The following is a 15,728-nucleotide window of genomic DNA, read 5'->3' as shown; positions in this document are numbered from 1 at the left end:
TGTCCGGGGTCCGGTTGCATTCTTCACTTGATAGGTTTATTATTTTCTCATTGGATTTATCTTTTTTTAATCCCTTTGCTAAATTCCAGCGTTTGAACCACTTTGTCGAAGCCGCTGGCGGACAATTTAGAATAAGAATTTGCCGTTTACACGTCCAAGTTTGCCTTTGGTATTTTTGACTTTGCGTATCAACTAACTAAGATTCAATTTCTTTCTTATCCAATACAGTTCGCAATGCTTTATATACCCCTAAAAATAGGATAATCAGGCAGGTCAGTGTAAGACCAAGATATTGCACCACCCAACCAATAAGAATTGCAACAATATGGATCTTGCCGTTCTCGGGTCTGAACATCTCCCCTGTAAAAAGGTAAAAGGCAAAGGTAGCGAACAGGCCCAACCAGATCAGGGCATAAATATAATGCAGAGGGTTTTTACTAAATTGGTATTTGTTCAACATAGTGATCTTTAATTTAAATTTAAATATATAGAGGTTTGGATTTGTTTATGAATGGATTTACAATTCGCTCGATGAGATTTATGAATCGTTGGTTCGTGATAGCACCGGAATTCGTGGATAAGTACATTGATCGTGATTCATCACCGAATCCACTACTTTTAAGTACTTCAATTTTTTGCAGAGGGGTTACATTAATTCTATACAAAAAATAAATACAAATGAACATGGTGTAACTGACTGAAATTTCGGGATACGTACATTTCATTTTGAAATAACCTTGCATTTATATAGATTTAATATGAGTTTTGTTGCTTAGACCAAGTGTAACCTAGGGAAAATATAACCATGGATTTAAATGCAGTTCCATTGAGTCTTGATGAATTTAATCGCTTTAAATTGGGAGACGAAAAGGTTTTTAAAAAGATTTTTGATTTTTACAGACCTTTAATGTATCACAAAGTGCGTCGTGTATGTACTTCCGACGTAGATGTGGAGGAGATTACGCAGGAGATTTTTGTACAGCTTTTTTTGAAACGCAATTCAATTCCCTCTGCGGAAGCCATCTTTCCATTTTTGTTTTTAGTAGCGAAACGAATGGCTATCACTTTGTTTCGAAAAGAACTATCAAGACAAAAATACCAACTTTCACGCTTGGCTGAATGGGATGAATTGAGTGATGAATTGGAACGGACGATAGCTCATAAAGATTTAGATAAAATACTCCAGACGATTGTATCCTCCTTACCACCACAACAAAAGCTTGTTTTTCATAAAAGCAAAATAGAGGAAATGAGCTATGCGGAAATTTCCGAAGAAATCGGTATTTCCAAAAATACTGTCCGCAACCACCTCGTAGCAGCATGCCAGTTTGTACGTTTGAAACTTGATAGTTTACTTTTAATCTTTTTTTTAATAAAAAATATCTTTTGACTAGTTCATTCTATCCAGTTGTACGAATAATATTATAGCGTACAATAGATAAGGATGTCCAAAGTAGAAGCATATAAAATTATTATCAGCCAGTTTTTGGCAAAAACATTAGATGAGCCTGCAAAGGAAAATTTTGCTAATTATCTCCATGATCCAGATTTTTTGGAAGCATGGCAACAGCTTATGGAGGAGGAAGAGATAGCGCAGTCTCCAAACAATCAAATTGCACATAATAATCTTTTTAAGACGATCATTCAAGATAAAAGAATAAAAGACCAAGTTGTTTCCAGCTCGAATAAAAAGAGAGCATCAATGCATATGCTACGATATGTCAGCATCGCCGCTATATTGCTATTGGTCGGTATATCTGCTTCAATCTTCTTTTATGTACACAAAAATAGACCTGATAATCATGCTATAGCTGCCAATTCTCTAGCTGTAGTTCCTGGGTCCCAAAAAGCCGAAATAATTTTAGAAAGTGGCGAGCGAATAGATCTCGAAAAACTAAAATTAGATACCATCATAGATAATGGTGCATTTGAAATTATCAAATCGGACAAAGGCATCATATCATATCGTTTGAAGAGATCAGAAGCTGAAAATCAGAAGACAGCATATAATACAATCGTTACACCACGGGGTGGAGAATATAAGCTACTGTTGGCGGATGGTACAAAGATCTGGTTGAATGCTGCCACTACACTTCGTTATCCGATTAGTTTTAATGGCGATGAAAGAAAAGTCCAACTACAGGGTGAAGCTTATTTTGAAGTCGCTAAACAAATCCATCATGGAAGGCATGTGCCCTTTATTGTCAATACGGGAAATCAGAAATTGGAGGTTTTGGGGACGTCTTTTAACCTTCAGAACTATGGTAAATCTATCGTGACAACCTTGGTAGAAGGCAAAGTAAAGTTAAATGTTCAAGATGGCTCACAAGACAAGATATATTTAAATCCTGCTGAGCAGGCCGTGTTACCTTTTACGAACAAAAACTTTTTAAAGACCGCAGTCGACCCGCGCTATTTCACCGCTTGGAAAGAAGGGAAATTTGCTTTTTATAATACATCTATTGACGAAGTCATGGAAATTATCAGTAGATGGTATGACGTGGAAGTCCACTTTGATTATCGTCCCGAAAATTTTGCTTTCTCAGGCACGGTGTCAAGATATGATGATATCAACAAACTGCTCCGTACGATCGAATTAGTCGGAGATATTCACTTTGAATTGAAAGGGAGGAAAATATATGTGAAAAGATAACCAATTGAGAAGATTTCAGGAGCGTTGCGATCGCTCCTGAATTTTGTCTTCGAAAAGACTAGTTGAAAAAGATTTAATAGACTTAAAAACCATTACAACCGTATGCAAAAGTACAAAAAAAAACGGTATGGAGATCCTATGCCTAAAAGTACGATCTCTACCAAAAAAGAATTTGCTATGAAAATGTCATTAGCGATTCCCTTGTTGCTGGCCTCTAACCTCCAGTTGAGTGCAATTACATTTGGACAAGGAGTCAATTTCCAAAAGAAAAATGCTAAACTCGAAACCATATTAAAGGTTTTTGAAGAGCAGAGCGGTTTCAATATTCTGTATAAAGCCGCTCTGCTAAACGATGCCAAACGCATTGATGTCAACTACAAGAATGTACCTTTCGAATATGCATTGAAAGACCTTCTCGCAAACTATCAGATTGTCTATAAGATTATGGACAACAATGTCGTATTAAGCAAGTCAGCTTCTACACCAACAGCAACCCCATTGAATCGATATATTGCAGGCCTCAATCATACTGTTGCGCTCCAACAGCGCAGCGTAGAGGGAAAGGTTGTAGATTCGAAGGGCAATCCAGTAGGCAATGTTACAATAACGGAGAAAGGAACTCAAAATAGAACAACTACTGACGAAAATGGCAGATTTGAGATCAATCTTAAAACAAATAATGATCGGCTTATATGTTCCATGCTTGGCTACCAGTCCAAAGAAGTGGATGTGAATGGACAAAGTAAGATTCAGGTTAGCCTTGATATGGCTATCACAGCGATGGACGAGGTTGTGGTAGTAGGTTACGGTGAGCAAAAGAAAGTTAATCTAACAGGAGCTGTCAGTCAGATATCGGGAAAAGAATTTGAAGATCGTCCGGTTACACAGCTTACGCAGGCCCTTCAGGGTAATATTCCCAATCTGAACATTGTCTTTGGGTCAGGAAAACCTGGTACTAGCGGTTCGGTCAATGTACGTGGTAATACATCGATCAACGGCGGTGGTCCTTTGATCTTGATCGATGGTATCTTGGGAACATTGGACCGTATCAATCCCAATGACGTAGAATCTGTTACAGTGCTCAAGGATGCTTCAGCCGCTGCTGTCTATGGTGCGCGTGGTGCTTTTGGTGTCGTATTGGTCACAACCAAAAAAGGTGGTAAAAATGGAAAGACCTCCATTGAATATAATAACAATATTGGTTTCACCACTCATGCCACGAACACTGATTTTATAACCAGTGGTTATTGGAATGCTAAGATCAATGATGATGCCATGTACAATGCATTGGGGTATCGGACCACACGCTATACGGATGAAGATTATGAAGAATTGCTAGCACGTGTTAACGATAAGACCGAAAATCCTGACAGACCCTGGGTTGTGATTAAGAAAGATGCGAGTGGCAATGATATCTATCGGTACTATGCCAATTTTGATTGGTTCAATTATTTTTACAAAAAGACAAGACCAAAAAACGAGCATAATCTTTCTTTTTCCGGATCTTCGGGCAATACGCGTTATGCGTTATCTGGTTCCAAAGCGAGTGAACAGGGGATATTTAATATTGATCCGGATAAATTTGGACGTTACAATCTCCGGGCAAATATTGCGTCAGATATCCGGAGCTGGCTGACCATCAGCAATAACACACATTTTTTCAAATCTACCTATGATTGGGCCGGATTGGAAAATAATTTCAATACAGTTGCCAACAACGTAAGCAATAGTCCTACTTACCATTATCATGCGATGTACGTGCCACGAAATCCGGATGGCACACTTACTGGTTATTCGGGTATCAATAGCTACCCCATTGGTTACGGCCTGCACAATGCACTCGAAAGTGGTACGATGCGTGGGTATACCCGTGGTACAGAATTTACCAATATGACAGAAGCGGTTTTGAAATTAGGAAAAGGGCTTTCACTGACAGGTAACTATTCGTATCGTGAATATCGTTCTGACTATTCTTATCGACAGACCAAACAGTACTATTCGAAATATCCAGGACAGCTCGAATTGTCTTCACTCGGAGCGTTAAACCAAGATAAACTGCGCGAAAATATGGGTAAATATGCTTGGCATTTTATCAATGTTTTTGCTACTTACCAAAAGGATTTTGGCGATCACCACGTTACTGTGATGGGCGGTTTTAATCAAGAAGATCGTTTTTATAAGCGCATTGGAGGAATCGGTCAGGATCTATTGTCTGAAAATTTAAATGATCTTGACTTGGTCATCGGAGAGAAGCAGTTTGAGGCTGGAGGCGACGAGTGGGCCGTCCGTGGTGGATTTTATCGTGCGAATTACGATTATAAGGGTAAATATTTACTGGAAGTCAGTGGACGGTACGATGGTACATCACGTTTTCCGAAGCATAGCCGTTTTGGATTCTTTCCATCCTTTTCTGCAGGTTGGCGCATCAGCGAAGAGAAATTCTTTGCTCCGCTAAAGGATAAGGTCAATAATCTGAAGATCAGATATTCGTATGGTTCCCTTGGTAACCAGGAGGTGGATACCTATGCTTATATTTCATCTATGGGTACGGGGCAGATTTCTTATTTAGTTAATGGTCAGAAATTGAACGTCGCCAATAGTCCCGCTCCGGTAGCACCGACATTGACCTGGGAGAAAATCACGACCAGTAACCTAGGCCTTGACTTTAGCCTGTTCAACAATAAACTTGATTTTCAATCTGATTTTTACATCCGGCAGACCAAGGGGATGCTGAGCAAAGGCAAAACCCAGCCTGCGGTATTTGGCGCTTCCGAGCCAAAAGAGAATGCTGCCGATTTAAAGACCAAAGGCTTTGAACTTTCCCTGTTATGGAGAGACCATTTTGATGTCGGCGGAAAACCTTTTAATTATTCTGTACGAGCAATGCTGTCTGATTATCAAGCTGAAATTACCAAGTTTGCCAATGACGCCGGACTATTGAACAATTATTATACAGGACAAAAACTAGGGGAGATATGGGGTTATCATTACGACGGATTTTTTAAGACAACCGAAGAAGCACAGGAATATGCTAAGCAGGTCAATCAAGATCAGATCAATAGGCGTCGTGTGCAGGCTCCCACGGCAGACCTACGTATGCTTCAAGCAGGGGACATCAAAATATTGGATCTCAATGGCGATGGCATTATTGATGCCGGAGACAATACACTTGCCAATCCCGGCGATCGCACGATCATCGGTAACGATCAGCCACGTTACTCTTATGGGTTAAATCTAGGAGCGAATTGGAATGGTATTGACCTGTCTGTCTTTTTTCAGGGTATAGGGAAGCAAAATTGGTATCCTAATCTGGAGGCGCAAGCTTTTTGGTCTGTCTATGCGAGACCATACGATTCATTTATTCCGTCCAATTTTCAGGATAAAATATGGTCGGCGGAAAATCCAGATGCTTATTTCCCTTTTTTACGCGGCTATACAGCGCAAAACTCTGAACTTTCTGTCGCTAATGACATGTACATGCAAGATATAGCCTACCTAAAACTGCGTAATCTGACTGTAGGTTATACATTTCCTGTGGCACTTACCCAGAAGGCAAAGATCAATAAGCTACGTTTATTCTTCAGTGGAGAAAACCTCCATACCTGGACGAAGTTAAAGACCGATTATATTGATCCCGAACAAGTAATGAGCGATAATACCGGCAGGAGTTATCCTGTAGGTCGTGTCTATTCTTTTGGCGCTCAATTGTCTTTTTAGTTTGTGCGTGTAAATTTTAAAATGAAAAATCATGAAAAGAAACATCAATATTTTTACGCTCATTATTGGACTTGCAGTTAGTTCTTGCAACAACGATTATCTGGAGCGATACCCCATAGCCGAGCTGGCACCTGAAAACTATTTTCGGACCGCGTCTGAGTTACAAACCTTTACCAATGCTTTTTATGCAGATCTTCCTGATGCGCTCGCTATACATTACAATACGCCGGGGCAGGGTGATGACGAGGCCCGAAATACGCTGGCTTCTGAATTTCAGGGGACCCGTACAACGCCAGCTAGCGGGGGAGGGTGGACATGGACATCCCTCCGTCGTATAAATTTCTATCTTGAAAATTCGCATAAATGCGCAGATGAGGCAGCACGCCTACAGTATGATGGTATTGCCAGATTTTTTCGTGCATATTTCTATTATGACAAGATCGTACGCTTTGGCGATGTACCTTGGTACGACAACGTAAATCAACTGGATGATCCTGCTATGTTCAAACCTAAGGATTCCCGTAAAGTTGTGTTTGCTAAAATACTTGAAGATCTTGATTTTGCTATAACCAACTGTAGCACAACTAAAAGCGCTCAGTTGATCAGCAAGTGGACCGCATTGGCTTTTAAATCCCGCATGTGTTTATTTGAAGGGACATTTCGCAAATACCATGGCTTGGGCGATTGGGAAGATATTCTTCAGCAAAGTGTGGCTGCTGCCGACGAGTTGATGAAGTCCAATACCTACAGTATTTATAAAAGTGACCCAAGTAAGGCCTATCAGGAGCTTTTCATTGCTGAAGATGCCAATCCCTCGGAAATGATTTTGTCGCGGCAGTATAACGCATCTGTTCCTTTTGTACATTCTGCAAATTTCTATATTCTGTCCGCTTCCTATGGACGCCCAGGGATGGTTAAAGAACTTGTGAATAATTACCTGATGAAAGATGGAAGCCGATTTACCGACAAGCCCAACTTTGATAAACTATCGTTTTACGAAGAAACGCAGGACCGTGACCCACGGCTATCACAAACCATTCGCACACCAGGTTACAAACGTATCGGTGCGAATACCACCTCAGTCCCTGATTTTGCAACATCAGTAACAGGTTATCAATATATAAAGTATATTCTTTCACCAGCCTTTGATGCAGGTCAAAGCACCAATGATATGCCTATAATCCGTTATGCAGAGGTACTGCTTAACTATGCTGAAGCAAAGGCCGAATTGGGTACGATCAGCCAGAACGATATCGATAGATCCATTAAGTTGCTTCGAGATCGTGTTAATATGCCCAATATGATATTGGCCGATGCCGACTCCAAAGTTGATCCATATCTTTTGGCTACCTATCCCAATGTAAGCAAGAGCGGTCAGACGGGGGCGATATTGGAAATCCGACGAGAGCGCCGTATCGAGCTGGTCAAAGAAGGACTACGTTACGATGATCTTTTGCGATGGAAAGAAGGAGCGAAAGTTGCCAAGCCTTTTTATGGAATGTATTTTCCGGGAGCGGGCGAATATGATCTAGATCAGGATGGTAAATTAGATCTTGTTATCTATGAAGGCACTGCACCGGTCAAAAAGCCCGGTGTCCAATATCAGAAACTAGGTGAACTCGTTTTAGAAAATGGAAAAAGCGGAGGCCGTATTGTCAATTTGCCGGACATCCTTAAAAAATGGACAGAGGAAAAAGATTACTACTATCCAATCCCGACACAAGAACTTCAGTTAAATCCCAAGCTCGAACAAAATAAAGGTTGGGACAGATCAGGTACTTAAAAAATAAGAAAATGAAAAATTATAAAAATACGATTGTTATTGCCATCATCATGGCTGTAAATTTGAACGTAGCATATGCGCAAGAAACATTAAAGATTGTATCGTATAATGTGCTTTATGGATTAAAGAAAGATTCGATCAATATAGATCGGTTTGTAAACTTTACAAAAGATTGGAAGCCAGATGTGATAGCACTCGAAGAAATGAATGGATATACGCAAAAGACGTTAGAACAATTAGGAAATCAGATCGGTCACGACTATGTTCTTCAATCTAAAGAAGAGGGATTTCCAGTAGCAATTACTTCGAAATATCCTCTGGTCAATTTTAGGAAAATCACTGAAAATATGTGGCATAGCTACATCTATGCGAAGATCAAAGGCGTACACTTTTTTGTCATTCATTTTTCGCCATTTAGTTATGAGAAGCGATTGAAGGAAGTAACTGATATTTTGGCACAAGTCAATGAGATCCCTGATAACGAACCTATACTGATCATGGGTGACTTTAATTCCCTGGATATTTCGGACAAGGACAAATATGGAAAGGAGGTTTTGAACGCTATGCAGCAAAGTGAGCAAAAACATGATCACATCCGTAACTTGCGCAATGGAGCTATTGATTATTCTGTACTGGGTAAATTGCATGAAGCAGGATTTCAGGATACTTATCGTTTGTTAAATAAGGAGTTTGAAAGTTCTGTTCCGACCTTTAAGGATGGTAATGGAAATATAAAGCAATATAATACCGGTCATCCCAAACGTATTGATTTTATTTGGGCCAATTCAGTAGCAGCATCACGGGTTACCAAAAGTGGTATTATCAAGAATGAATATACACATTATATTTCTGATCATTACCCAACATTTATAGAGCTTAAGCTCAGTAAATAATAAAATCCGCTCCCATAAGGAGCGGATTTTATTATCTTGTGCGATCAAAAAGTTGATCGACGTATTATCCAATTTTTTGAAGACAACCGTGTCAAGAGTAGATACGGCAATGATTAAACCAATTATGATTTCTGTTCATCTAAATTTAATTGCAATGAAAAAAAAGATCAGTACTTTTATTTTACTCATCCTTATCTGTGGTTCATTCTCTATTTATGCACAACAAATTGTTCCTGCTTCTAAATTTGAGATTCAAGGGAGGCCTTTTGAAAATACCCCCAAATTTTACCGGGTAGATACATTAAAGTATAAAGATCTTCCTGCCGCCGTAAAGAAATTGTATACACATTCTACTGGAATGTTTGTTACTTTTAAGAGTAATACCAGCAAATTATCCCTGAGATGGAAGACTGTCGATGCTGAACTGGGCAATAATTCGACTCCGATTATGTCACGGGGATTTGATGTATATGTAAGAGAAGCAAACGGCTGGCGTTTTGCGGGGGTGGCTCGTCCCGATCTCAAGAGCACAGAAAGTAAGGCTATATTGGTCGAAGATATGGCTAAAACCGAAAAAGAATTTCTTCTTTATTTTCCTTTATACAAAGAATTAGTGGATTTTGACGTGATTATTGATGAGAGAGCATCCTTTGTAGCCACTAGGCAATCATTTAATAAAACGGTGGTGGTTTACGGCTCCAGTATCGTCCATGGCGCTTCTGCAAGCCGCCCGGGCTTGGCTTATCCCGCTCAATTAGGGCGTAGGTTGAACGCCAATGTGCTTAACATGGGAGTCAGTGGCAATGCCCGCATGGAGTCCGCGGTAGCTGATATGCTCAGCGATATTGGTCCCATAGATTTGATTATCATGGATTGTGTTCCAAATAGCAGTCCGGAGGAGGTGAAAGAAAGGACCTTTAATTTCGTAGCGCGGCTTCGTAAATCTCATCCGAAGGTACCCATATTGCTCATAGAAAGTATTACACGTCAGGTAGGTAACTATAATCTTAAATGGAGTGCCCGATTGATAGCGCAAAATAATAATTTTAGGCAGCAATATGAAAGACTGCAACAGGCGGGATATAAAGATTTATATTATTTACCAACCGATCATTTGATAGGTGACGACTCCGAAGGAACGGTGGATGGTACTCACCCAACAGATGTAGGATTTGAAAGGATGCTAAAAATAATTGGCGCTAAAGTAGAGACTATTCTTTAACGATCGCATAAGGATGGAAGCAAAAGAAAAGAGTCTTGGGTTTGTTGAGGCTGACAATACCATTATTGAATGTGGCAGTTGAATAGATTGCCATCAACTAGAAAAGCACCTGTTTAGGTGCTTTTCTAGTTAATCCATATTTACTTAGGATATGAATATGAAAATTGGATTTTTAGATTAGTATGTTAACTTGGATATGGCAGTGATATTTGAGACACCAATAAAGCGAGCTCCCTGCATAGCAGTTGCTTTATCGACGTCAACTTTATAAACATAGAAGTTACCTTCGTTATTTTTCATCACATAGTAAGCTATATTTCCCTGGCTGTCCACGTAAGTCTTGTTATCATAAGGCATTTGTGCGTGATTTGGAATACCATTTACAGCAGTGTACGTTTTGTTAATAACATCAATGATTGCCAAATTGACAATTCCGCCAGATACACCACCGACCTCGCTTGTTTGGTACATGGTCATGAGGAATTTACCTTCTTTAAGATAAGTACCGCGTGCGATTTTATGTCCTGAGGCAGCTTCGACATCAAAGAAGTAAGTTTTATCGACTTCATCAGTTGATGGATTTATCTTGATAATTCCAGAGTGGTTTTTTGGTGTGAGCGCTTTATTCAGCGCATTTCCCGAAGTAGACCAGGCGTATACATCACCGGTGGAAATTTTTTCTACGCCTTGCATGCCGAACCAGTTTCCGATAGAACCTATTCTACCGTCGCGGATTAATTTTTTGTAAGCTAAAGTAGATTTATCAAATACAGCGATCCATGCACTGTCGATATAAGCTGTACTTTTACCGGTAATCCCCGTAGCCGAATTAAGAGGCATATAAAGCTTGTCGCCGATTTCCTTTACGGCATTGTAATTGGCAAATTCCCCAGTTTTGAAAAGGTCTAGACTAAAAGGTTTACGTAGGGATACTTTGAAATTTTTTGCATCATATTTATACAGAGTCGCTTCAGGGTTCTCAATGCCACCAGAAAGAGATACGCCCACATAAGCATCGTTATTGATTGGTGTATAAGCTCCGGTAAATTCAGTATTTACCTGGGTTCCGGCTTTCTCCATCTTTCCCGTACTATTAAGTTTAAAAGCTTGTGTTGGACCATAATTGGCATACGTAATGCCAAAGAGTGTATTGTTCTGTACCAGAAAAGAATATGCACTGGTTTCGACGCCATTGTTCTTGATGGAAATTTCGCCTTTACTGAGATCATCAGCAGTGATAATATAATTGGCAGCTTCTCCAGCTGTACCATCAGAATAAGCAACAAATACGAATTTTTCTCCGCTCCCATTTACTATTGGAGCAGAATCGTCTTTGCTTTTACTGCAAGCAGATAAACTGGAGATCGCAATTCCTAGAAATGCAATTTTTGTATAGAATTTTAAGTTCATGATTTTGTTGAGTGTATATTATTTTGAAATTGTATATCTGAATTTGACGCTAAAGTTGCGGCTTGGCTTCTGTAGCATATAATTATCATAAAGTAAAGCGTCCGTGAGGTTTCTACCATCAATACCAATATTATATTTACCGTGGGCAAATGAGTACACGATGCTGGCATCATAAGAAAGTTGCTCTGGAATAGTTTCTTTTGTACTGGTTGTACCAGCCGAGGGCCATCTTAGGAAATAGTCATGCACATAATAAACATAGGTTCCTACCTTCAGACTACTGTTTGGGAATAACACATTCCGCCACTCATAGGAGATGTCACCATGTCCAAATAGGTAGGGGATATTAGGCAGACGGTCCTTATAGAATATGCTGACATCAGTTGTACTTGTCTCATATTTTGTGTTATTGCGAAGATTTTGATAAGTTAAGCTCCCACGGATATTAAATCTTTGGTCATATGCATAGTGAATTTCGAGATCGCCCCCGAGGTTATTGACATCGCGCTGATTTTGTGCCATCTGCGTCATATTTCCATTATTATTGGACGCTGAATTTACATAGCGGATAAAGTCTTTGGCCTGACGGTATATGCCATCAACGCCGACAGCGAGTGCATTCTTTTCATTCCACAGAAAAGTATGATTAATGTTTAGGTTGAAGTTGTGCGAAGATTCCGGTTTTAGTTGCGGGTTAGCCGTGAGGTTGATCACATCACCAAAAAGTTCATCTACCGTAGGCATACGATACGTTTTCTCATAGGAAAACTTGATTTGTGAATTGTTGTCCAACGCATATGAAGAGGCTAATCCATAACCCAGCATATTTTGCTGGTCTTCATAGTTACTATATATGCTATTGTTTACCTGATAAGCGTGTACATGTTGCGCGTAATATTTAACGAAAATCTGGTTGACCATGTGCTTGATATCGGCATTTCCTAAGGCGAGCCCTGTTATATTTTTTTGTAGTTTTTTTGGTTGTTTATAAAAATCATTGTCAGGTTGCAATATATTTTCCCCTTTTCGGTTATTAGAAGTAAAGGTATTATTGAGGTAGAGCGTATTGGTCGGATTGATGGCGTACTTCACGTTAAGGGCAGCATTGCCATTATTGTTTTTATAAGTGTATAATTCTTTGGATACCTCTCCGCCCGCGTCCCATGAATTTCGGCCTTTAGGGATACTTTCTCCGTACCAGTTGAATTGTCTGTATACCGTATCTACATTTTTTTCCTTGCCCAGATTAAAGCTTCCACGTAAGCTGAGATCCAATCCCTCTATCAAAAAGTTATCTTTTTTATAGTACACGGATGGCAGTACAATGGTACCCTCCCTAAAGCGTGCTCCAAACACATCATCCATACGATTACCAGTTTGTATGTCCGCATGATTATCACCCAACTGTAGGCCAACAAGAAATTGATCAGCCCACTTTTTGTTGCTCAAGCCGACATTCAGGCCCAGCATTTGGTTGTCATATTGATCGTGGAAGCGTCTTACGCGGTCTGCCACAGTTACCCCAGTTTCGATATCAGGTACGACATTGATGTCAACCCAATAATTATTTTTGGAATAATTTTTATACGCATTTAGTTCTACTGTGAATCCATTTTTAGCGATATATCCCAGATTTACGTTAGCGCGGTGCGTATTGAAAGATCCCAGCGAATACGAAGCATCTATAAAATTACCAGCTTTTGTATTCTTTACTAGATTAATTGCTCCGCCCAATGCGTCGCCACCCAGCCATACCGGTACAACACCCTTGTAAACTTCAATTTGATTGATATAATTGATCGGAATATTGTTTATCTGGAATGAACTGCCGTAATTGTCAATAGGGAGTCCGTCAAGAAATAGTTTTACCTGATTGCCCGTAAATCCATTGAGACTTATTGCTGTCTGTGATCCCATACCACCAGACTCACGGACACGGACGCCCGAAACACGGTTGATCAATTGCCCTACATCCATGGATGTGTTGTGCAATTTGGTCGCGTCCAATGCGGTTACGTTGAAAGACTGCTTATTGACTTCGTCTACTTTACTCAATCCTAATATTTCAATTGCTTCTAGTGTATTGATTTGCTCCTGAAGCATAAACACTTTGGTCCCTCCGGCCAGTTCGTTGCTTGAAATTTTGTCTGTTAAGATTTTTTTTCCAATAGAAGAAATGCGCAGGCTGAACGTACCGTTTTTAGGAATAGAAATGTTAAACTGCCCTTTTGCGTCTGTTGTACCCACATTTTTCCCGTTGATCATAACTGTCGCATTTGCTAAAGGACTGTTGCTTTCGTCAACAACCAGAGCTTTCAATGTCGTTTTGAAATTTGTAGACTGAGAGAATGCTGGAAGGCTAAATGAGCATACAACAATGATTGCTGTTAAAATATAGTTGATATACCCTCTAACAAGTGTTAAATAATTATATAAATTCATTTATTTAGATTGATTAAAAATTGTAGTCAAATATAAAGAGAAAGGAATTGCTTATGCAAATTATTACAAGAAAATATTTATTATTGAATTTCAGCGTGGTGCTTATCAGAGCTGATGGCTAGGAAAATTGTAGGTTAACTTGCGCTAGAGATGCTGTGGAGCAAATTAAAACCGCTTGGCTCAAATCGGGATTGATTAGAGCTACCTAAGATATTTTGTTTCGGAGACAGCGATGATTCATTTAATAAAACAGATTTTCCAGGTGAGGACCAAAGTATGCATTGGGCTGGGGTAGTTATTCTGTCAATGCTGCCTTAGATGTCGCTGTTATTGGTTTTTCGATACTTGAACATTAGTTTACAGCGTAACTAAGCCCAAACCAGCATAGGTACCCTTTTGTCTTCTTATAAAAGGCAAATCGGCGGCAAGTGCGCACCATGGCATAGCAAGGATCGTTATACGAGTGCTGGAAGATGGACTTTGTCTTTTCTTGTTTTTAGAAATCAGCAATAATGATTTTTTTCATTCCCATCATTTTTTTGAATGCGCCGGGTCTTTTGTTGAGTTCGTCCCAATTTTCTGGACAAACCTGCCAGCTTAATCCGTATTTGTCTTTCAGCCATCCACAAACGCTCTCTTGTCCTCCGCCAGATGTAAGCGCTTCCCAATAGTAGTCTATTTCAGTCTGGTCTTTGCAGGGGATCATCAAAGAAATAGCTTCGTTAAATTTGAATATCGGTCCGGCATTGATCCCGATCAAACGCATTCCCAGGATTTCAAACTCAATGGTAAGCACTTTTCCAGCGAAATCCTTCTGGAAATCAGCCAGTCCTTCGGCTTCTGAATTCGGGTAATACGTAATATTGATTATTTTTCCATCTTTGAAAACCGACAAGTAAAATTCTGCGGCTTCCTGTGCGTTGCTATCAAACCAAAGGTTTGGAATTATCTTTTGCATAGCTTTTATATTTTGGTTATTTTTTTCTTTTTCAGTATAGCCTACAATTGATGCTCCTCTATTACACCCTATCTGAGTTTTGATCATTTGCAGTCTTACAAAGCTAAAAGATTTATTCCTAGATTAACTTGGCGTAGGATAAGAAATAAAATCGCAGGAAAAGCGTATTGCTATAATAAAAACAGATCTAGCGAGAGATTATTAAATTACCAAACAGATAAATACTAGGTGGTGGGTGTTATACCGTTTGTACGTCATGTATCTTACCGATTTTATTTGCAAGCCAACGTCCAGCGATTATAAAATCGGCCTCCGAAACGTTTATTTCTTTTGGGCTTTTTCGCGCGGCACTCTTGTTATCTTCCGCATTTTCGATCGCATGTTTTATAGCAGTGTCTCCACTGGCAATGGTCCGACAATGATATCGCTGGAGACAGTGAATGTCGGCGGGCATTCCGATGCATTTAAGATGCCAAGCCGGCCGCTTGTTCCGGCGCCTATATAAATTAAATTAACTTAAGTTCTTTATTTTTAACCATTAAAGGGGGACTGCAGAAATCGTTAGAGTGATAGTTTAAAGCAGAAAATGCAATCTGTTAAAAACAAAGCTAATCGAAGTCCTTCATTCCTGTTATATAGGTATATGGATA

Annotated in this window: 11 protein-coding genes; 6 read left to right on the top strand and 5 right to left on the bottom strand. The window is 39.6% G+C overall.

The annotated features are described in order from the left end of the window. Positions 1-196: 196 nt before the first annotated feature. Positions 197-460, bottom strand: coding sequence for a hypothetical protein (locus HMAT_RS12330; protein ID WP_104382980.1), 264 nt, complete (start codon positions 458-460; stop codon positions 197-199). Positions 461-805: 345 nt separating this feature from the next. Here HMAT_RS12330 and HMAT_RS12325 point away from each other — a divergent pair, with 345 nt between their 5' ends. The 6 genes from HMAT_RS12325 to HMAT_RS12300 all read left to right on the top strand — a co-directional run bounded on the left by HMAT_RS12325 (position 806) and on the right by HMAT_RS12300 (position 10,268). After that, a complete protein-coding gene (locus HMAT_RS12325) occupies positions 806-1,390 on the top strand; it encodes an RNA polymerase sigma factor (RefSeq protein ID WP_104382979.1) in 585 nt (194 codons plus the stop codon). 54 nt (positions 1,391-1,444) lie between these two features. Then, a complete protein-coding gene (locus HMAT_RS12320) occupies positions 1,445-2,653 on the top strand; it encodes a FecR family protein (protein WP_104382978.1) in 1,209 nt (402 codons plus the stop codon). A 102-nt stretch (positions 2,654-2,755) separates the two neighbouring features. Then, complete coding sequence (locus HMAT_RS12315; RefSeq protein WP_104382977.1) at positions 2,756-6,370, top strand: TonB-dependent receptor; 3,615 nt, start codon at positions 2,756-2,758, stop codon at positions 6,368-6,370. A 31-nt stretch (positions 6,371-6,401) separates the two neighbouring features. Then, positions 6,402-8,153, top strand: coding sequence for a RagB/SusD family nutrient uptake outer membrane protein (locus HMAT_RS12310; protein ID WP_104382976.1), 1,752 nt, complete (start codon positions 6,402-6,404; stop codon positions 8,151-8,153). Between the two features lie 11 nt (positions 8,154-8,164). Then, positions 8,165-9,046, top strand: a complete 882-nt coding sequence (locus HMAT_RS12305; RefSeq protein ID WP_104382975.1) for an endonuclease/exonuclease/phosphatase family protein — start codon at positions 8,165-8,167, stop codon at positions 9,044-9,046. A gap of 154 nt (positions 9,047-9,200) precedes the next feature. Further along, positions 9,201-10,268, top strand: coding sequence for an SGNH/GDSL hydrolase family protein (locus HMAT_RS12300; RefSeq protein ID WP_158655810.1), 1,068 nt, complete (start codon positions 9,201-9,203; stop codon positions 10,266-10,268). A 177-nt stretch (positions 10,269-10,445) separates the two neighbouring features. Here HMAT_RS12300 and HMAT_RS12295 read toward each other — a convergent pair whose 3' ends face one another. From HMAT_RS12295 to HMAT_RS27435, 4 genes are all read right to left on the bottom strand, one after another. Further along, positions 10,446-11,678, bottom strand: a complete 1,233-nt coding sequence (locus HMAT_RS12295) for a DUF4374 domain-containing protein (RefSeq protein ID WP_104382973.1) — start codon at positions 11,676-11,678, stop codon at positions 10,446-10,448. 18 nt (positions 11,679-11,696) lie between these two features. After that, a complete protein-coding gene (locus HMAT_RS12290; protein ID WP_104382972.1) occupies positions 11,697-14,120 on the bottom strand; it encodes a TonB-dependent receptor plug domain-containing protein in 2,424 nt (807 codons plus the stop codon). A gap of 496 nt (positions 14,121-14,616) precedes the next feature. After that, positions 14,617-15,078 (bottom strand): VOC family protein, encoded by a 462-nt coding sequence (locus HMAT_RS12285; RefSeq protein WP_104383417.1) that lies wholly within the window; start codon positions 15,076-15,078, stop codon positions 14,617-14,619. A gap of 238 nt (positions 15,079-15,316) precedes the next feature. Next, the gene (locus tag HMAT_RS27435) at positions 15,317-15,532 is read right to left on the bottom strand and encodes a hypothetical protein (RefSeq protein WP_233789221.1); all 216 of its coding nucleotides are present in this window, start codon (positions 15,530-15,532) and stop codon (positions 15,317-15,319) included. Positions 15,533-15,728: the final 196 nt, after the last annotated feature.

The organism is Sphingobacterium sp. HMA12, assembly GCF_002933815.1.
Classification (GTDB): Bacteria; Bacteroidota; Bacteroidia; order Sphingobacteriales; family Sphingobacteriaceae; genus Sphingobacterium.
The sequence above is the reverse complement of the archived record's forward strand: the minus strand, read 5'-3'. Positions and strand labels throughout refer to the sequence as shown.